Below are 17197 nucleotides of genomic sequence, written 5' to 3' on the forward strand. Positions count from 1 at the left end.
AGACGGCGATGGCGACACTCAAGCAGATCCAGGCCAGGCTCAAGAAGCTGCAGGCACAGGCCGAACGCCTGATCGCGCTGCGCGCCCAAGCCGTGCTCGACGATATCCGCGCGATGATGGAAAGACACGGCCTCACGACTGACGATATCGACGCGTACGGCAAGCGGCCCAGGCGCACGGCCAGGCCGCAGGTCACGCTGCCCGCGCCTGCGGGAAGGCGCGAAGCGGTGACGAAGCTGGCGAAGAAAGGCAAGCTGCCCGCGAAGTATCGCAATCCGGAGACGGGCGAGACGTGGAGCGGCTGGGCGCGGCCGCCCGCGTGGATCGCCGGCGTGAAGGACCGCAGCAAGTTTCTGATCGATGCGGAAGGAACGGAAGGCGCGGTCAAGCCCAGGAAAGCTGCTGGGAAGAAAGTTGCAGCCAGGAAGAGTTCGCCCTCTTCTGCGTCGACTGCTGCGGTAAAGAAAGCCAAGGCAGCGTCAACTCGCGCGCCTGCCGCGAAAAAAGCGAGTGTGACCAGGCCCGCGACAAAGCGCGGCGCGCCACGCAAGCAGACTTCAAACGCAGCGCCGAAAGACGAAGAAACCGTGACCGCGCAACCCGTCGCGGAACCGCAGCCGGCATCGAACACGTCGGCGCAAGCGGATGGCGGCGCTTCCATCTGAAGCACCGGCTGTGACGAAAAACATTCGCATCAGGCGTGCGCTTCTTTCCCTTCACGTTTTGCAGGGAATGCAATGAAGGAAGCGCACGGCGCGCGTCCCGCTGAAACCGGCAGGGCACGCGGCCGCTTCGAGCCGCGTTTTCCCATTGTTTGAGATCGGCGAAAACTCAATTGGCTTTTGGCCAGATTAAAACGCCGCGCATGCCTTCTACACTGCGTTCACATGTCGGGGCGTTTCGTATCGAACGATGCGCATCACCGATTGCAGTTGCTGTCTGCCGCGCAACTGCATCTCTCCCTTTCTTCGTTGGAGCAATCACGTGAACAAGCGACTCGTAGTGAGCCTGGCTGTTGCATTGAGTTCTGTCTTCGCCGGTTCCGCTTCTGCAAGCGGATATGGTCCCGCACCGCATTATCGTCCCGATTTCGGTGCGCCGGCTTCGCAGCATGGCGTCAGCGCGCAGACCTTCGCCGCGGAGGAATCGGCGCAAGGACGCGGGAATTTCGTCGATACATCGCGCACGGCGCAGAATGAACGCGCACAGGTTTCGGCTTCCGCTTCGAATCAGGCCTCGCAATAATTGCGGCTATGCGGACACGGCTTTTCGAATTTCCGTGTCCGCTTCAACTTCGTTTGATCGTCCTTTCCAGAAAAGTCCAAAGCGCGTCGTCGACGGAACAAGGAACGTTGAATCTGAAACACGGACTTTCCGCATCGTCGGGACGGAAATAGGAACCCGGCGCAAGCCATATTCCGTGCTGCAAGGCGCGCGTCGCAACCGCGCTTCCTTCGGCCGGATCGATCGGCAGCGCGCCCCACACGAACAAGCCCGCGCGCGGGCGCCGGAAAAGCTCGACGCCAAGTGTATCCATGCGCTCCTCGACGAGCGCATGCGCATCCTTCAGTTTTTCGACGACGAATTCCACGTGCCGCGCGTAGCGCCCTTCCGTCAGCACTTTCTCGACGATGCGCTCCGTCGCCTCCGATGACGTCAGCCCCACCGCCATCTTCGTGCGCGCCAGTTCGCGCAACACTTCCCGTTCAGCGACGACATAGCCGCAGCGCAGGGCAGGCGTGATCGTCTTCGCGAAGCCGCCGACGTACAGCACGCGATTGAGCCCTTCCATCGAGGCGAGCAGCGGCGCGCCGGGCGGCGCGAGCTCACGGTTCACGTCGTCCTCGACGACCCACAGGCCGTGGCGCTCCGCGATCTGCATCAGGCGAAACGCCGAGGCCATGCTGAAGGTCGCGCCCGTCGGATTCTGCAGCGTGGTGTTGAGGAAAACCGCTTTCGGCCGGTGCTCGATCACGATGCGTTCGAACACGTCCGTATCGATGCCGGCGACGGTGCGCGGCACGCCATGCACGTGGAGTCCGGCGAGCCGCAGAATCTGCAGCAGATTGCAGTAGCCCGGATCCTCGACGACGACCGCATCGCCCGGGCGCAACAGCGTGCGCACGACGAGATCGAGCGCCTGCGTCGCGCCCGCGGTCAAAAGCACGTTCGACGCGGCGTCGATCGGCAGGCCGTGGCGGTCCAGCTGCTCCGCGATGCGTTCGCGCAGCGGCGCAAAGCCGTACGGGTGCCCGTAATCGGCGATGCGGGCTGCCGGCACGCGGCTCACCGCGCGCAGCGCATGCTGCAGGCCGCTTTCATTGACCCATTCGTTGGGCAGCCAGCCGCAGCCGGACTTGATCGGCACGGAATGGTCGGCGAATACGTCCGAGAGCAGCCATGTCGCGGTGAGGCTCGGCGGCTGCCATTCGACCGCGCGCACGCGCTCGCTGTGCCCGCGCACGGCCACGCGATAGCCGGAGCCGCGCCGCGCGGTGACGAGACCCATCGACACGAGCCTGCCATACGCCTCCGTCACCGTGAAAGTGCTGAGACTTTCGGCCTCGGCGAGACGCCGCACCGACGGCAGAAGCGCGCCCGCGCGCAGCGTCTGCTCCTCGATCGCCGTGGCGAACGCGCGCACCAGTTGTTCGACGAGCGTCGGCGCTTGACGCGAGCCGCGCTCCAGCTTGAGTTCGATCATGGGATCCGGGCATAGCGCTGCGAAAGCGCAGCGGCCAATACAGTTTGCAGCATTTTGCCAGCACAGTTGGCAGCGCAGTGAAACAACTGTCTATGCCGTGCAATTTTGCCGAGGAATACAGTGCAGTGACCGTTCTTTCTGAGGAGGAGACCCGCCATGAATGCCCGCCCCGTCATCGACGATCTCTCGTCGTTCTGGATGCCCTTCACCGCCAATCGTCAGTTCAAGGCCGCGCCGCGCCTGCTCGAAAGCGCGAAAGGCATGTACTACCGCTCGACCGATGGCCGTGAAGTGCTCGACGGCACGGCCGGGCTCTGGTGCGTGAACGCGGGCCACTGCCGGGACGAGATCGTCGAAGCGGTGCAGAAGGCGCTCGCGACGCTCGACTTCGCGCCGACCTTCCAGATGGGCCACCCGCTCGCGTTCGAAGCGGCGACCAAGATCGCCGGCCTGATGCCCGAAGGGCTCGACCGTATCTTCTTCACGAATTCCGGCTCGGAATCGGTCGATACGGCGCTGAAGATCGCCCTCGCCTATCACCGCGCGCGCGGCGAAGGGCAGCGCACGCGTCTCATCGGCCGCGAGCGCGGCTATCACGGTGTCGGCTTCGGCGGCATCTCGGTCGGCGGCATCGCGCCGAATCGCAAGACGTTCTCGGGTGCGCTCCTGCCGTCCATCGATCATCTGCCGCACACGCACGATCTCGCGCACAACGCGTTCACCAAGGGCCAGCCCGCGTGGGGCGAGCATCTCGCCGAGGAACTGGAGCGCATCGTCGCGCTGCACGATCCTTCGACGATCGCCGCCGTGATCGTCGAGCCGCTCGCGGGCTCCACCGGCGTGCTCGTGCCGCCGAAGGGCTATCTGCAGAAGCTGCGCGAGATCTGCACGAAGTACGGCATTCTCATGATCTTCGACGAGGTCATCACCGGCTTCGGCCGTCTCGGCAAGGCAACCGCGAGCGAGTACTTCGGCGTGAAGCCCGACCTCATCACGATGGCCAAGGCGATCAACAACGCGACCATTCCGATGGGCGCCGTCGCCGCGCATCGCAGCGTGCACGACACGATCGTCAACGCGGGCGCCGCCAACGCGATCGAGCTGTTCCACGGCTATACGTATTCGGCGCACCCGGTCGCGACCGCGGCAGCCGTCGCCACGCTCGATCTCTATGCGCGCGACAGTCTGTTCGATCGCGCCGCGTCGAAGGCGGAGAAGTTCGAAAGCGCGGCGCACGCGCTGCGCGATGCGCCGTTCGTCAAGGACATCCGCAATCTCGGGCTGGTGGCGGGCATCGAGCTCGATTCGCGTGACGGCGCGCCGGGCGCCCGCGCGTACGAGGTGTTCGTCAAGTGCTTCGAGGCGGGCGTGCTCGTGCGCTATACCGGCGACATTCTCGCGTTCTCGCCGCCGCTCATCATCGAGGACGATCAGATCGACCAGATCTTCGGCACGGTGCGCAAGGCGCTGGAAAGCGTGAAATAAGCGCCGTTCCAGGCATCGATGAGCCCGGTTCCCTGCGCAGGGGAACCGGGCTTTTTAACGCTCCATGACCAGCAACGTCGATGTCGCCGATGCGAACAGCCTGCCGCTCATGTCCTTGAGCGTCGCCTCGGCGAACGCCGCGCGACGTCCGATCGACAGCACGCGCCCTTCCGCGCGCAACAGGCCAGTCTCGCGCGTGACCGCCTTGTGATACGCCACCTTCAACTCGAGCGTCGTGTAGGCCTGCGTCGCGGTCAGGCACGAATGCACCGCGCAACCGCAGGCGGAATCGAGCAGCGTCGCGGCATAGCCGCCGTGCACCGTGCCGATCGGGTTGTACGCGTGGTCGCCGGGCACGCCCGCGAACACCGCCCTGCCCGCTTCGACCTCGATGAAATCGAACTCCAGCGACACGAGAATGCCCGGCTTGCGCCCGCACGCGATGAGCTTGCGCAGTTGCGCGAGTCCGTCGAGGCCCGTGGCCGCTTCTTCGATCAGGCTCATTTCGTCGTCTCCGTTTCCTTGCTCGCGGTCCTGATGACATCGTCGTCGCCGGTCACGCTCCATCCGCCGCCCAGCGAGCGATAGAGCGCCACGGCCGCGAGCGCATGTTCGCGCTTCGATTGATTCAGCGCGTCCGCGTCGCGCAGATAGGCTTCCTGAGCGTCGAGCACATCGAGAAAGCTCGCCGCGCCGCCCTTGTACAGCTGCGTCGACAGCGTCAGCGACTGGTCGGATGCGGCGAGCGCATCGGTGAGGCGCGCGGTGGACTCGGTCGTGCTGACGAGATCGCTGCGCGTGTCCTCGACGTCCTTCAGCGCTTCGAGCATCGTCTGGCGCAGATGCAGTTCCGACTCGCGCATCCTGCTCTCGTTCTGCTCGATCTCCGCCGTGATGCGTCCCGCGTTGAAGATCGGGCTCGTCGCGTTGAGCGCGGCGGAAAAGAGGTTGTCGGTCAGCGTCGGCAAGCCGAGATACGACGATGCGAGCAGGCCGTCGGACAAGCGCAGCGAGAACTTCGGATAGCGCTCTGCACGCGCGACACCCACTTCCGCCGCGCGCTGCTGCACGCCCGCATAGGCGACGAGCACATCCGGGCGACGCAGCAGGGCCTCGGACGGCAGCATCTGCGGCGCGCCGTTCGCCGGCATCGGAATCACGGGCGTGGCGCCGGGATGCGCGAGCATCAGCTTGTCGATGGACTCCGGCGTGCGCCCCGAATACACGGCGATCAGGCTCAACTGATGCTGGATCGTCGCCTGCGTGCGCGGGATGCGCGATTGCAGGTCGCTCAGTTGATTCTGCGCACGTGCGACGTCGAGCCGGGTCGACAGGCCGTATTGCAGGCGGCGCTGGGTGAGCCTGAGCGCGCGCTCGCGGATCGCCTGATTGTCCTGCAGGATCTTCAGCTCGGCTTGCGCCCAGCGCAAATCGACGTACGCACCCGCCGTATTCGCCGCGAGCGCGAGCCGCACCTGATCCGCCGCATGCTCGCGTCCGACGAGCTGCGCCTGCGAGGCCAGCAGTTCGAGCCGCTCGCCGCCGAATACGTCGGGCGTCCAGCTGAGCGTCAGGCCAATGCCCGCCTGCCGCACGTAGCCGAGCGGCGGCGGCGTGTTCTGGCGCGTATCGGAGGCGGCGGCATTCGCATCGAGTTGCGGCAGGAGCGCTGCACGGCGTTGCGTCGTGAGCGCCTGAGCCTGTTTCACGCGCTCGACGGCCGCCTGCAAGTCGAGGTTGTCATTCAGCACCGACGCAACCAGTTCATGCATCACCGGATCGTTGAACTGATTCCACCAGGCGACGGGATCGGCCGCGATTTTCGGCGCCTCGACGCTCCAGTCGGCGGGCGCGGCCGCGTTGACGGTCGCGGGAAGGTCGGCGTGCGTCGCGGGCTGCACTGCACACGCGGCAAGCGAAACACACGCGAGTATTTCGACAAAAAGTCTCTTCATGATCGAAGCATCCAGACTAGGCTTGGTTCAATGCGCATCGGACGAAGGCGGCGCGCTCGTGATCGGCCTGGCGAACGTCACCGTGACGAGGCCGAACAGAAAGCACAGCGCGAGTATGTAGAAGCAATCGGCGAAGGTCAGCACGAGCGCTTCGCGCATGACGAGCGCCTGCAGCGACGCGAGTCCCGCTTGCGAGGCGTTCAGCGCATCGCCGGCGACGGACGCCAGATGCGCCGAGCTGCGCGCGAGCAGATCGTCGATGACGGGGCGGCCGATCGTCACGTTCTCGTTCAGGCGCAGGTAATGCAGGTTCAGACGGTCGTTGAGCATCGTCGCGCTCACGGCAATGCCGATCGCGCCGCCGAGATTGCGCATCAGATTGAAGAGCCCGCTCGCCGATTTGAGCCGCGATGGCGGCAGCGAACCGAGCGCCATCGTGACGATCGGCGGCACCGCGAATTGCTGGCCGATGCCGCGCAGCGCCTGCGGCAGGAGGAATTGCTGCCAGCCCCAGTCGTGCGTGAGCGGCGTATAGAAGTAACAGCCCGCGCCGAAGCAGACCAGACCGAACGCAAGCAGCACTCGCATGTCGATGAAGCGCGACGCGACGCCGTACACGCCGATCGAGAGCAACTGGAAGCAGCCGACCGAAAGCAGCGCGAGCCCGGTATGCAGCGAATCGAAGCCGCGCACGCGGGCGAGGAACACCGGCGTGAGAAACACCGACACGAAGATGCCGATGCCCGTCACGAACGACAGCAGGCTGCCGATCGCGAAGTTGCGCACCGCGAGCGCGCGCAGATCGACGATCGGGTCCTTCGCCGTGAACGCGTGCACGAGGAAAAGGAAGCCGCAGATCGCGGAGATCCAGGTACACGCGACTATGACGTGATCGCCGAACCAGTTCTTGCGCGGGCCTTCTTCGAGCACGTATTCCAGACAGCCGAGAAAGCCCGACATCAAGGCGATGCCGAGATAATCGCCCTTCTTCAGCAGCGACAGATCGGGGGCGTCGATATGCACGTACTTCGGCACCAGCAGCGCGACGACGAGACCGGGCACCACGTTCAGATAGAAGAGCCAGTGCCACGACCACTGATCGGTGATCCATCCGCCGATCACCGGACCAACCGCGGGCGCGAGCGAGGCCAGGGCGCCGATGGTCGTAGATGCAATCAATCGCTGCTTGCCCGGGAAGATCACGAACGCGGTGGTGAAGACGGTCGGGATCATCGCGGCGCCGAGCGCGCCTTGCAGGCCGCGAAACAGGATCATCGAATTGATGTCCCACGCCATGCCGCACAGCATGCTCGTGATGGTGAAGCCGACCGCCGACGCGACGAAAAGCCAGCGCGTGGAAAACACTTTCGAGAGCCAGCCCGACATCGGAATGACGAGAATCTCCGCGATCAGATACGAAGTCTGCACCCAGGACAGCTCGTCCTGGCTCGCGGAAAGCCCGCCGCCGATGTCCTTCAGCGACGACGCGACGATCTGGATATCGAGCGTCGCCATGAAGAAGCCGAGGCACATCAGCGCGAACGCGAACACGCGCTGCCTTATCGGCTGGCTCGCGGGATCGAAGGGAACGGCGTGAGTCATGATTGGGCTCCTCAGCCGTTCGCCTGCTTGCGGAGATGAACCTTGACCGTCGCCGAAAGACCGGGGCGCAGCACCGGCTCCATGCCCTTCGGCACGTCGAGGCGAATGCGCACCGGCACGCGCTGCACGATCTTCGTGAAGTTGCCGGTGGCGTTCTCGGCGGGCAGCACGCTGAAGGTCGCGCCGGTGGCGGGCGCAAGGCTCTCGACGTGGCCCGTGAGCGGCACGCTCGACGCATCGAGCTCGACATCCGCCTCGTCGCCGGCGTGCATCTTCTTCAGCTGATCCTCCTTGAAGTTCGCGTCGACCCAGAGGCCCGTCGAAGGCACGATCGTCAGGAGCGACGTGCCGACGTTCGCGAGCACGCCCACGCGCGCCGTGCGATTGCCGACGTAACCATCGACGGGCGAGCGGATCGTCGTGTACTCGACGTTCAGCTCCGCGACGCGCCGCGCCGCTTCGGCAGTGGCGACGCGCGCCTGCGCATCCGCGATCTGCGCCTCGATCACGCTCGACTGGCGTCTGGCCGCAAGGAGCGACGCGCCGCTGCGATCCAGCGCCGCCTGCGCTTTCGTGTAGTCGGCGTCCGCGCGTTCGACGATCTGGTTCGACACGGCATCGTCCTTCACGAGCTCGCGATAGCGCGAGCGGTCCTGCGCGCTGCGCGTGAGCTCCGCCGACGACGCGTGCACTTCCGCCTGCTGCTGATTGATGACCGCCGCCTGCAGCGCGTCTTTCGCCTGCAACTCGACGACCGCCGCGCGTGCGCTCGACACTTCCGCGCTGGCCTGCGCAAGGCGTGCGTCGTAGTCGCGCGAATCGAGGCGGATCAGCACCTGGCCCGCCTTGACGCGCTGGTTGTCCTGCACCAGCACATCGGCGACGAACCCGTTCACCTTCGGCGCAAGCACGGTGACGTCGCCGCCGACGTAGGCATCGTCGGTCGTTTCGACGAAGCGCAGCACGAGCGCCCACCAGGTCGCCGCGGCGATCAGCACGAGCCCGACCAGGCCGAGCGCGAGCAGCATCCAGGGAATGCGGCGCGCGGGCCCCGCCAGAGCGGGCGCCGCGACCGACGGGAGATTCGTCGTAGGAGTCGTCATTTGCGTTATAAGTGTATATGCACAATTAAAATCGGAAAAAAGGCAACTTTCGCTGCCCGTCATGAAGCGGAAGACTAGTTGTGCATATGCACAAAGTCAACCGTCATGGAAGACACGATTGAATAACGCTGCCGGAAAGAATCCGGCAAAGCTTGCCACGCAAGGCTTTGCCGGTCAGGCTTGCGGCGTCGCGACCAGTGGCGGCTCGTCGAGCAACCTGGCTTCGTCGGCGCAAAAGCGCACCGCATGCTCGACGAATGCGCGCACCTTGGCGGGCAGCAGCGCGCGCGTGCTGTAGGCAATGCGGATCTCGATGGCGGAATCGACGCGCTCATAGGCGTCGAGCAGCGTGACGAGCCGGCCCGCGGCGAGCTCGCGGCCGACGAGCGCGGTAGGCAGCACGCCGATCCCGAAGCCCTGCAGCACCATCTCGCGATTGAACACCGCGCTGTTGGACGAGATGTCGTGATTGAGCGGCACGCGCACCTCCTCCCCGCCGATGCGAAACGTGAGCGCGGGCTTGCGGATCGACGCGGACATCGGCACGAACGCGTGATCGGCCAGTTCGGATGGATGGCGCGGCGCGGGACGTTGCGCGAGATAGGCGGGACTCGCCACGAGCACGAGCGGAATGGTTTCGAGCAGACGCGTGACGGCCGTGTCGGTGGACAGCATGAAGGGCAGCACGATCGCGAGATCGTAGCCCTCGCCGACGAGATCGACGGGCCGCTCGGTCAGCGTGACGTCGAGGCGCACGTGCGGATGGGCGCGGCGGAAGCTCGCGACGAGCGGCGTGTAGCGGCTCGTCATCACGGTCGTATGCGCGACCAGCCGCAATAGACCCGTCGCCTCGCTCGCGCGGTTCGACGCGCGCTCTTCCATCGCCTGGAGTTCGTCGAGCAGGCGCGAGCAGTCGGCAAAGAAACGCTCGGCGGTCTCGGTGAGCGAGATCTGCCGGGTCGTGCGGTTGAAGAGCCGGCTGCCGAGCCGCTCCTCCAGACCCGCGATCGCGCGCGAGACGACCGGCGGCGACAAGCCGAGTATGTCGGCGGCACGCGCGAAGCTCTTTGCTTCGACCACCGTGCAGAACACCTTCAGGCTCGTCAGATAGTCCATGTGCGTATTCGCGATGCGTGCGGATGCCAAGTCCCGATCATGGCATGAAGCGGCGCGAGATGCCCGATCCGCGCTGCCATTGCAGCTTGAGACGATCGCGCGGCTTTGCGAGCCGAACGAGCATTCACGCGGGAAAGGCATGCGCCTACAGTTCAACCCATGCCATGCAGATGGCCCATCACCGAACCAGGAGCACACCATGTCTCGTCTTTCCCAAATCAACGTCAATGAAGCCACCGGCGCCGCCGCGGAGCTCTTCGCCGCGATCAGGAAGGCCGCCGGCCGCGTGCCGAACGCCTACGCGACCATCGGCACGCACAGCCCCGGCGCCCTCGGCGCCGCGCTCGCGAACGATGCGATCCTCGCGAAGAGCAGCCTCGACAAGGCCGACGCCGAAGCGATCAAGCTTGCCGTGAGCGAACTCGCGGGTTGTGATTACTGTGCCGCCGCGCATACGGTCGTCGGCAAGATGGTCGGGCTCACGCAGAAGGAAACGCAGCAGATCCGCGCGGGCGAAGCGACCGGCAACGCGAAGCGCGATGCGCTCGTGCGCTTCGTGCGGCATGTGGCGGGTTCCACCGGCACCATCGACGCCGCGCGCCTGAACGAATTGCGCGAAGCAGGCTACTCGGAAGCGCAAGTGGTCGACACACTGTTCGCGATGAGCGTCATCAATTTCACGAACCTCGTGAACCGCGTGAACGACACGACGCTCGACTTTCCCGCGCTCGCCTGAAGCGCATCAGGCTGCGTTCGAGCCCTTGGTGAACCGGTCGATGACGGTGCTCACGATATCGACCGGCACCGGAAAGATGATCGTGGAGTTCTTGTCGCTGGCGATCGTCGTCAGGGTTTGCAGATAGCGCAGCTGCATCGCCTGCGGCGCCTGCGCCAGCATCTGCGCCGCTTGCAGCAGCTTCTCGGAGGCCTGCAGCTCGCCTTCCGCATGAATGATCTTTGCGCGGCGCTCGCGCTCCGCTTCGGCCTGCCGGGCGATCGCGCGGATCATCGTCTCGTTGATGTCAACGTCCTTGATCTCCACGTTCGATACCTTGATGCCCCACGCATCCGTCTGGGAATCGAGCACGCGCTGGATGTCGCTGTTCAGGCGCTCGCGCTCGGACAGCAGTTCGTCGAGCTCGTGCTTGCCGAGGATCGCGCGCAGCGTGGTCTGCGAAAGCTGGCTCGTCGCTTCGAGAAAGCGCGCGACCTGTATCACCGCCTTCTCCGGATCGACGACGCGAAAGTACACGACGGCATTCACCTTCACCGACACGTTGTCGCGCGTGATGACGTCCTGCGGCGGCACGTCGAACACGACGGTGCGCAAGTCCATGCGCACGACCTGCTGCACGACCGGAATGATCAGCACGAGCCCGGGCCCCTTCACTTTCCAGAAGCGCCCGAGCATGAACACGACGCCGCGCTCGTACTCGCGAAAGATGCGAACCGCCGACGCCAGAAGGAAGATGACGAGTGCGATCAGGATGCCGCTGAAACCGAATGTAATCCCCATTTCTCGAACCTCATTGTCAACGTGTTCATGAATGGCCGGTCTTGCGCTCGCCTTCGAGCGGCTCGACCGTCAGCGTGAGACCGTGACGCGAGATCACGCGCACGCGCGCGCCTTCGCCGGGCAGCGCTTCCGGCGCGGCCGCCCGCACGCGCCAGCGCTCGCCCTGCACGCGCGCCCAGCCGCTGCCGGCATCGGACGGCGCTCCGTCGGTGCTCAGCATCACGCCGATGCTGCCCAGCATCGCTTCGCCGCCGCTCACCACGGGACGCTTGCGCGCCTTCAACGCGACGCCCGACACGGTGAAGACGAACAACGCGGTGAAGAGCGCGAGCCCGACGACGACGCCGAGCGGAATCCCGAAGCCCGGCACGTCTGTGTCGATCAGCATGAGCGCGCCGATGGCGAACGCGACGATCCCGCCGATGCCGAGCGTGCCGAAAGTCGGCAGAAACATCTCGGCGACGAGAAAGCCGAGGCCGAGCACGACCAATCCCAGTCCGACGAAACTGATCGGCAAGAGTTGCAAGGCGAACAATCCGACGAGCAGGCAGATCGCCCCCGCGACGCCCGGCAGCACCATGCCTGGATTCGCGAACTCGAAGAACAGGCCGTACATGCCGATCATCATGAGAATGAGCGCGACGCTCGGGTCGGTGATCGTCGCGAGGAAGCGGCTGCGCCAGTCGGGCTGAAGGACGACGATCGGCGCGCCCTTCGTCGCGAGCACGCGCGCGCCGCCGGCGGTAGTCACGCGACGGCCGTCGAGCTTCACGAGCAGGTCGGGAATGTCGGCGGCGGTCAGGTCGATCACTTTCTGTTCCAGCGCCTCGCTTGCCGACAGCGCCACCGCCTCGCGCACCGCGCGCTCGGCCCATTGCACGTTGCGTCCGCGCAATTGCGCGAGGCCGCGTATGTAGGCGGCGGCGTCCTGCATCTGCTTGCGGGTTTCGGTCGATTGCGTCTCTGCGCCCGATGCCGCCTTGCTCGCGCCGGACGGCTCGCGGTCCGGCCCGCCCATGCCGATCTGGACCGGCGACGCCGCGCCGAGGTTGGTTCCCGGCGCCATCGCCGCGATATGGCTCGCGTAGGTGATGTACGTGCCCGCGCTCGCGGCGCGCGCGCCGCTCGGTGCGATGAAAGCGGCCACCGGCACCGGCGAGGCGAGAATCGCCTGGATGATCGAGCGCATCGACAGGTCGAGTCCGCCGGGCGTGTCGAGCTCCAGCACGGCGAGTTGCGCATGCTCGTCGACGGCGCGGGCAAGCGAGCGCACGACGAAATCCGCGCTCGCCGGGCCGATCGCGCCCTTCAGCGGAATCACGACGACGGGCCCCGTCGCGGCGGCAACGTGAGTTGGCGCGAGCGCCGACGCCATCAGCAGCATTGCCGCCAGCGCGCAAATCGACAGCCAGTGTGCGAGGTTTGTTCTCATCGGGCGAAACCCGCGACGCGCCCGCGCCGCAGGTCCTCTTCGGCGATGCCTGTCTCCGGCATCGCTCATGGTCTCCCATTAAGCTTAGGCCAATTACGCGATCACGGCCGCCGCGTCGTGCGGTCGATGACCTTTTCGACATCGGCGGTCTCGCCGAGTGCGGATACGAAGCCGGACTTGTCGAAATCGCGCGCGACGCAGCCGTCGAGATAGATGAAGCGGCGCTGGATCGTCAGCCACAGGCTGGTTTTCTCGCGCCACTGCATCGACGCGTTCAGCGAGTTCAGGCGCCGCGTCACGCTTTCCGCGATCTCCTTGTCGTAGTCGTAGCTGTTCGAGAGACGGCAGCGGCCGGCGATCCAGCAGCTGTTGCCGCGCTCGATGCGGTAGTGCGCCTCGTCGAGCCATTCCTGCTCGGTCTCGAACGGGCCGCGCGGCGCGACGCAACCGGCGACGGCGCTCGAGACGTGCAGGAAAGGATCGTTGCCGCGGTTGATCCGGGCGTCGTCGGCGCGCGCCGCGACCGGCGACGCGGCCCATATGGCGATGAGTGTCAGCATTCCGTATGCCGTTTTTCTTGTCGATAGCCATTTGCTCATCGTGCGCGCCTTTCATCGAACCATCGTCCAGACAGCATAGTTCATCGAATCGGGACGAACCGCGCGCGTCCAACCCCGGTAAACTCGTGAAGTGACGCACCCTTTCCTCGCACCGAGACCGACATGAAACAGGCACTCCACCATCTGACGGTCGCGACAGGCTCGCGCGGCCTGCACGAAGTCACCCGCGACATCGACCACTGGATCGACCTTCAGGACATCCGCACCGGCTTGCTCACGCTGTTCTGCCGCCATACGTCGGCATCGCTGCTGATTCAGGAGAACGCCGACCCCGACGTGCGCGCGGACCTCGAACGCTATTTCGAGACAGTCGCGCCGGAAGCGCCGGGCCGCTATGTGCACGACACCGAAGGCCCCGACGACATGCCCGCGCACCTGCGCACCGCGCTCACCACCGTTCAGCTTTCGATTCCGGTCGAGGCGGGACGAATGGTGCTCGGCACGTGGCAAGGCATCTACGTGTTCGAGCATCGGACGGCATCACATGATCGCGAGCTCGTCTTGCATCTGATCGGCGAGTGACCTAATATACGCACCGCGTACATCCAGGAGCGGTGACGGTGACTCAACAACTTCAGCAGCAGACAGTGCTTCGCGACGCCATGCGGCGTCTGAACATGACGCGCGACGCGTTCGCCGCGCGCATCGGCGTATCGCGCCGGGCGCTCGACACATGGCTCCTGCCGGACGAGTCGCCGGAATCGCGGGCCATGCCGGAAATCGCTGCACGCTACGTCGGCGAGATTCTCGCAGGCATGCCGGAGAATAGCGCATATACGCAAAGCGCATATTCATCAATCTCCTTCGAAGGCCGCCCGCAACTGCTGTCGATCGACCAGTTTTCGCGCGATTCGGCCGAGGCGTTGTTCCGAACCGCCGACATGATGCAGCCCATCGCGCGGCGCAAGAAGATCACGCGCGTGCTCGAAGGTGCCGTGCTCGCGAACCTGTTCTTCGAAGCGAGCACGCGTACCCGCGTGAGCTTCGGTGCGGCGTTCGCGCGGCTCGGCGGCTCGGTGTGCGACACGACCGGCTTCACGTTCTCGTCCATGGCGAAGGGGGAGTCGATCTACGACACGAGCCGCGTCATCAGCGGCTATGCGGACGCGATCGTCGTGCGGCATCCGGAGCAGGGCTCGGTCGCCGAGTTCGCGCGCGCGACGAATATCCCGGTCATCAATGCGGGCGACGGACCGGGCGAGCATCCGAGCCAGGCGCTGCTCGATCTCTATACGATCCAGCGCGAATTCTCGCGCCTCGGGAAGATCGTGGACGGCGCGCATATCGCGATGGTCGGCGATCTGAAATACGGCCGCACCGTGCATTCGCTCGCCAAGCTCCTTTCGCTTTACAAAGGGCTGAAATTCACGCTCGTTTCGCCGCGTTCACTGGAGATGCCGGCGCATATCGTCGAGCGGATCGCGCGCGGTGATCATGTAATCGAACAGACGAGCGACCTGCGCGCGGGCCTCGCGGGCGCGGACGTGGTGTACGCGACGCGCATCCAGAAGGAGCGATTCGCCGACGAGTCGATCGAAGGCTACACGCCGGATTTCCAGATCAATCAGGCGCTCGTCGACGATGTGTGCGGACGAGACACGCTCATCATGCATCCGTTGCCGCGCGACAGCCGCCCCGGCGCCAACGATCTCGCGACCGACCTGAACCACGACTCGCGCCTCGCGATCTTCCGCCAGACCGACAACGGCATCGCGGTGCGCATGGCGATTTTCGCGGTGCTTCTGGGCGTCGAGCACCAGGTGCGCCATTCGATGCGCGACGCGACGTGGAAGTCGCCCGCCTCCATCGGTCCGGACGATGCCGTGTTCCAGGGCTTCGATTGATGCGTTTTTTATACGCCGCACACGAATCCTGACGCGATGTTGAGGCGGCTCCGTCTATGCTTCTATACAAGAAAAGCGTGATGGAGCAGCAGTCATGGACATGTCGCTTGCGTGGGTTGCCAGCCGCAGACAAACACACGATGAAGGGTTCGGCGCGTGCCAGCGCGTGCGCATTCTGGCGCTGGCTCATTTCGTGGACGGCGAAGCGTCGCGGGAACGCATCCGCGCGCTGTTTCATTCGCCGCTCGGTATCTACGTGAGCCAGGCGCAACGCGAAGGCTGCGCGCTGCGGCTCGAATTCGATACGGTGAGTGAAGATCTCGCGTTCACGCTGCGCACGTTACGGCGCGTGTTGCCGGAAGCTCGTGTCGAGGGAATTGCGCCGCGCGTGTTTCCGCATCGGATGACGACGCGTGAGGCGCGTTGACAGGTCATGCTGCCGGAGGCGCGCCTATTTCCGGCGGCTCATTCATGGAAAAGGCGTATGGTTTCAGCCGCTTGAAGTCTTCGTCGGAAAGCTCCCAAGTGTCCGGATCCAGCGCGATTCCCCGGTTGATTTCCGCTTCCTCTTCATCCGAGGGAAGGATGAACCCTTTATATGTCTGTTGCATATTGACGTACCTCTCTCTTGTTTGCGCGGCGCAGACTGACGATGCGTAGCGCACTGTTTCTCCGCGTGAGGACCACGCAGAACGTATGTCCACGAAGAGGCACGTAACCAACTTCGCGAACCTCTCCATAGTCGCGACGATCGTCCACCCGGAACACGACTTCGTTCCACACGATCTCACTCGCAAGATGAAGCGAAACGCCGTGCTGGATGCGATTGATCGCGTCCTTCAACGGGTCAAATGTAATGTCGACGTGCATTCATTGTGATTCCCAGCAGTAGAAGTGACAAGGCATGAAAGTTCCGAAATACAGACCATTTGATCTGAACTCCAAACTAATTTCGCCACTTCATTCTTCTGCAAATCTCAAGGCTTTTCTATAGACCGATCGGCCAGCGCGCACGTGTGATCCTGAAGCTCCTCCGACGACGCCCAGTTGCCCGGCTGAACATGATCGTTGAGCAGATAGAAAGCAGGCGCGCCATCGCTGCGCACGGCGCCCGCGAGCAAGAGCGTCTGTTCGCCCATCGTCTGACCGCGGCTTGCGGCATACGGCGCAAGGAGCTTGAACGGATCGGTGCGGGCGAGATCGGGGTCGTCGATGCGCATCGCGCTGTAGACATGACCGCGTAACCGCACCGGCAGCGGCGCCCATTCCGTGCCGATGCGCGGCCCCACTTCCCGCAGCGCCCGCGCGATATCGGACGCGAGGCAATCGATGTGGATATGCAACTGGTTCTGCGTGCGTCCGCTGGCGGAATTGATCGCGAGCGAAACCTCATCGCGCGGCAAGTTGCGGCGCAGCTTGTGATTCACATAGACGCGCGCATTCCACGCGTCGCGAAAGTAGTTCGGCGAATCGGGCTCGAGCAGCGCGGGACTTTCGATGCCCGTCACGGGCGCAGTCGGAATCAGCAGATATTGCGCGACGCCGACGAGGTCCTTCAGCACCGCATAGCCGCCCGCGAGATTCACGTCCGCGCATTTCTGTGCGACATGCGCCCCCTCGGCGGCGGGCTGGCAGTAATCGTGGACGATCTCCCACAGCGCGTTCGGATTGGCCGCGCACGCGAGCGGCACACAAACGCAGCAAAGCGCTGCCAGGAGGCGGATTGTCTTTGTGGTTTTCATCGGCATGATTCGGCGGCACGCAAAAGTAGCCAGCCTGCCGGATTATGCTTGCACGCGCGTGAACATGCCTCGAAACGC

At 64.8% G+C, this 17197-nt stretch carries 19 protein-coding genes; 7 read left to right on the top strand and 12 right to left on the bottom strand.

The annotated features are described in order from the left end of the window. Positions 1-8: 8 nt before the first annotated feature. Together AWB83_RS18825 and AWB83_RS37295 are read left to right on the top strand one after the other, a co-directional pair. A complete protein-coding gene (locus AWB83_RS18825; protein WP_087047129.1) occupies positions 9-665 on the top strand; it encodes an H-NS histone family protein in 657 nt (218 codons plus the stop codon). A gap of 319 nt (positions 666-984) precedes the next feature. After that, complete coding sequence (locus AWB83_RS37295; protein WP_087047224.1) at positions 985-1245, top strand: hypothetical protein; 261 nt, start codon at positions 985-987, stop codon at positions 1243-1245. 43 nt (positions 1246-1288) lie between these two features. On the opposite strand, the gene AWB83_RS18835 is transcribed toward AWB83_RS37295, so the two are convergent. Then, entirely contained in the window at positions 1289-2704 is a 1416-nt protein-coding gene (locus AWB83_RS18835; RefSeq protein ID WP_087047130.1) for an aminotransferase-like domain-containing protein, read from the bottom strand. A 156-nt stretch (positions 2705-2860) separates the two neighbouring features. Between AWB83_RS18835 and aptA the strand changes: the two genes are divergently transcribed. After that, positions 2861-4189 (top strand): omega-aminotransferase AptA, encoded by a 1329-nt coding sequence (gene aptA / locus AWB83_RS18840; protein ID WP_087047131.1) that lies wholly within the window; start codon positions 2861-2863, stop codon positions 4187-4189. A 54-nt stretch (positions 4190-4243) separates the two neighbouring features. On the opposite strand, the gene AWB83_RS18845 is transcribed toward aptA, so the two are convergent. The 5 genes from AWB83_RS18845 to AWB83_RS18865 all read right to left on the bottom strand — a co-directional run bounded on the left by AWB83_RS18845 (position 4244) and on the right by AWB83_RS18865 (position 9965). Then, a complete protein-coding gene (locus tag AWB83_RS18845; protein ID WP_087047132.1) occupies positions 4244-4693 on the bottom strand; it encodes a PaaI family thioesterase in 450 nt (149 codons plus the stop codon). Beyond that, positions 4690-6144: an efflux transporter outer membrane subunit gene (locus AWB83_RS18850; RefSeq protein ID WP_087047133.1), complete on the bottom strand. Its 1455-nt coding sequence runs from the start codon at positions 6142-6144 to the stop codon at positions 4690-4692. Before AWB83_RS18850 ends, AWB83_RS18845 begins: the two co-directional genes overlap by 4 nt. A 27-nt stretch (positions 6145-6171) precedes the next feature. Continuing rightward, positions 6172-7746, bottom strand: coding sequence for a DHA2 family efflux MFS transporter permease subunit (locus AWB83_RS18855; protein ID WP_087047134.1), 1575 nt, complete (start codon positions 7744-7746; stop codon positions 6172-6174). Positions 7747-7757: 11 nt separating this feature from the next. Beyond that, on the bottom strand, positions 7758-8849 hold the full coding sequence (locus AWB83_RS18860) for an HlyD family secretion protein (protein WP_087047135.1): 1092 nt from the start codon (positions 8847-8849) through the stop codon (positions 7758-7760). 174 nt (positions 8850-9023) lie between these two features. Next, on the bottom strand, positions 9024-9965 hold the full coding sequence (locus AWB83_RS18865) for a LysR family transcriptional regulator (RefSeq protein ID WP_087047225.1): 942 nt from the start codon (positions 9963-9965) through the stop codon (positions 9024-9026). 199 nt (positions 9966-10164) lie between these two features. Here AWB83_RS18865 and AWB83_RS18870 point away from each other — a divergent pair, with 199 nt between their 5' ends. Beyond that, a complete protein-coding gene (locus tag AWB83_RS18870; protein WP_087047136.1) occupies positions 10165-10701 on the top strand; it encodes a carboxymuconolactone decarboxylase family protein in 537 nt (178 codons plus the stop codon). Between the two features lie 6 nt (positions 10702-10707). On the opposite strand, the gene AWB83_RS18875 is transcribed toward AWB83_RS18870, so the two are convergent. From AWB83_RS18875 to AWB83_RS18885, 3 genes are all read right to left on the bottom strand, one after another. Beyond that, positions 10708-11481 (bottom strand): slipin family protein, encoded by a 774-nt coding sequence (locus tag AWB83_RS18875; RefSeq protein ID WP_087047137.1) that lies wholly within the window; start codon positions 11479-11481, stop codon positions 10708-10710. A gap of 25 nt (positions 11482-11506) precedes the next feature. Further along, entirely contained in the window at positions 11507-12913 is a 1407-nt protein-coding gene (locus tag AWB83_RS18880) for an NfeD family protein (protein WP_087047138.1), read from the bottom strand. Between the two features lie 101 nt (positions 12914-13014). Next, a complete protein-coding gene (locus AWB83_RS18885) occupies positions 13015-13473 on the bottom strand; it encodes a hypothetical protein (protein WP_087047139.1) in 459 nt (152 codons plus the stop codon). Positions 13474-13635: 162 nt separating this feature from the next. Here AWB83_RS18885 and AWB83_RS18890 point away from each other — a divergent pair, with 162 nt between their 5' ends. From AWB83_RS18890 to AWB83_RS18900, 3 genes are all read left to right on the top strand, one after another. After that, the gene (locus AWB83_RS18890; protein ID WP_087047140.1) at positions 13636-14055 is read left to right on the top strand and encodes a secondary thiamine-phosphate synthase enzyme YjbQ; all 420 of its coding nucleotides are present in this window, start codon (positions 13636-13638) and stop codon (positions 14053-14055) included. Between the two features lie 80 nt (positions 14056-14135). Next, positions 14136-15377 (top strand): aspartate carbamoyltransferase, encoded by a 1242-nt coding sequence (locus tag AWB83_RS18895; protein ID WP_244197801.1) that lies wholly within the window; start codon positions 14136-14138, stop codon positions 15375-15377. 94 nt (positions 15378-15471) lie between these two features. Beyond that, entirely contained in the window at positions 15472-15804 is a 333-nt protein-coding gene (locus AWB83_RS18900) for a hypothetical protein (protein ID WP_087047142.1), read from the top strand. A gap of 4 nt (positions 15805-15808) precedes the next feature. Here AWB83_RS18900 and AWB83_RS36145 read toward each other — a convergent pair whose 3' ends face one another. From AWB83_RS36145 to AWB83_RS18910, 3 genes are all read right to left on the bottom strand, one after another. Then, positions 15809-15988: a hypothetical protein gene (locus AWB83_RS36145; protein WP_143750077.1), complete on the bottom strand. Its 180-nt coding sequence runs from the start codon at positions 15986-15988 to the stop codon at positions 15809-15811. Next, positions 15972-16247, bottom strand: a complete 276-nt coding sequence (locus AWB83_RS18905) for a BrnT family toxin (protein WP_087047143.1) — start codon at positions 16245-16247, stop codon at positions 15972-15974. Before AWB83_RS18905 ends, AWB83_RS36145 begins: the two co-directional genes overlap by 17 nt. Positions 16248-16354: 107 nt before the next feature. Continuing rightward, complete coding sequence (locus AWB83_RS18910) at positions 16355-17119, bottom strand: CDP-diacylglycerol diphosphatase (protein ID WP_244197795.1); 765 nt, start codon at positions 17117-17119, stop codon at positions 16355-16357. Positions 17120-17197: the final 78 nt, after the last annotated feature.

It is taken from the genome of Caballeronia ptereochthonis, from assembly GCF_001545075.1.
Taxonomy (GTDB): domain Bacteria; phylum Pseudomonadota; class Gammaproteobacteria; order Burkholderiales; family Burkholderiaceae; genus Caballeronia; species Caballeronia ptereochthonis.

What these genes read in the sequence shown, in the direction of transcription:
- AWB83_RS18895 (WP_244197801.1), top strand. Translation starts at nt 14,136, where the DNA reads ATGCGGCGTCTGAACATGACGCGCGACGCGTTCGCCGCGCGCATCGGC.
- AWB83_RS18835 (WP_087047130.1), bottom strand. Translation starts at nt 2,704, where the DNA reads ATGATCGAACTCAAGCTGGAGCGCGGCTCGCGTCAAGCGCCGACGCTC.
- AWB83_RS18850 (WP_087047133.1), bottom strand. Translation starts at nt 6,144, where the DNA reads ATGAAGAGACTTTTTGTCGAAATACTCGCGTGTGTTTCGCTTGCCGCG.
- AWB83_RS18890 (WP_087047140.1), top strand. Translation starts at nt 13,636, where the DNA reads ATGAAACAGGCACTCCACCATCTGACGGTCGCGACAGGCTCGCGCGGC.
- AWB83_RS18860 (WP_087047135.1), bottom strand. Translation starts at nt 8,849, where the DNA reads ATGACGACTCCTACGACGAATCTCCCGTCGGTCGCGGCGCCCGCTCTG.
- AWB83_RS18855 (WP_087047134.1), bottom strand. Translation starts at nt 7,746, where the DNA reads ATGACTCACGCCGTTCCCTTCGATCCCGCGAGCCAGCCGATAAGGCAG.
- AWB83_RS18825 (WP_087047129.1), top strand. Translation starts at nt 9, where the DNA reads ATGGCGACACTCAAGCAGATCCAGGCCAGGCTCAAGAAGCTGCAGGCA.
- AWB83_RS18870 (WP_087047136.1), top strand. Translation starts at nt 10,165, where the DNA reads ATGTCTCGTCTTTCCCAAATCAACGTCAATGAAGCCACCGGCGCCGCC.
- AWB83_RS36145 (WP_143750077.1), bottom strand. Translation starts at nt 15,988, where the DNA reads ATGCAACAGACATATAAAGGGTTCATCCTTCCCTCGGATGAAGAGGAA.
- AWB83_RS18875 (WP_087047137.1), bottom strand. Translation starts at nt 11,481, where the DNA reads ATGGGGATTACATTCGGTTTCAGCGGCATCCTGATCGCACTCGTCATC.
- AWB83_RS18880 (WP_087047138.1), bottom strand. Translation starts at nt 12,913, where the DNA reads ATGAGAACAAACCTCGCACACTGGCTGTCGATTTGCGCGCTGGCGGCA.
- AWB83_RS18900 (WP_087047142.1), top strand. Translation starts at nt 15,472, where the DNA reads ATGGACATGTCGCTTGCGTGGGTTGCCAGCCGCAGACAAACACACGAT.
- AWB83_RS18910 (WP_244197795.1), bottom strand. Translation starts at nt 17,119, where the DNA reads ATGAAAACCACAAAGACAATCCGCCTCCTGGCAGCGCTTTGCTGCGTT.
- AWB83_RS18845 (WP_087047132.1), bottom strand. Translation starts at nt 4,693, where the DNA reads ATGAGCCTGATCGAAGAAGCGGCCACGGGCCTCGACGGACTCGCGCAA.
- AWB83_RS18885 (WP_087047139.1), bottom strand. Translation starts at nt 13,473, where the DNA reads ATGCTGACACTCATCGCCATATGGGCCGCGTCGCCGGTCGCGGCGCGC.
- AWB83_RS18865 (WP_087047225.1), bottom strand. Translation starts at nt 9,965, where the DNA reads ATGGACTATCTGACGAGCCTGAAGGTGTTCTGCACGGTGGTCGAAGCA.
- aptA (WP_087047131.1), top strand. Translation starts at nt 2,861, where the DNA reads ATGAATGCCCGCCCCGTCATCGACGATCTCTCGTCGTTCTGGATGCCC.
- AWB83_RS18905 (WP_087047143.1), bottom strand. Translation starts at nt 16,247, where the DNA reads ATGCACGTCGACATTACATTTGACCCGTTGAAGGACGCGATCAATCGC.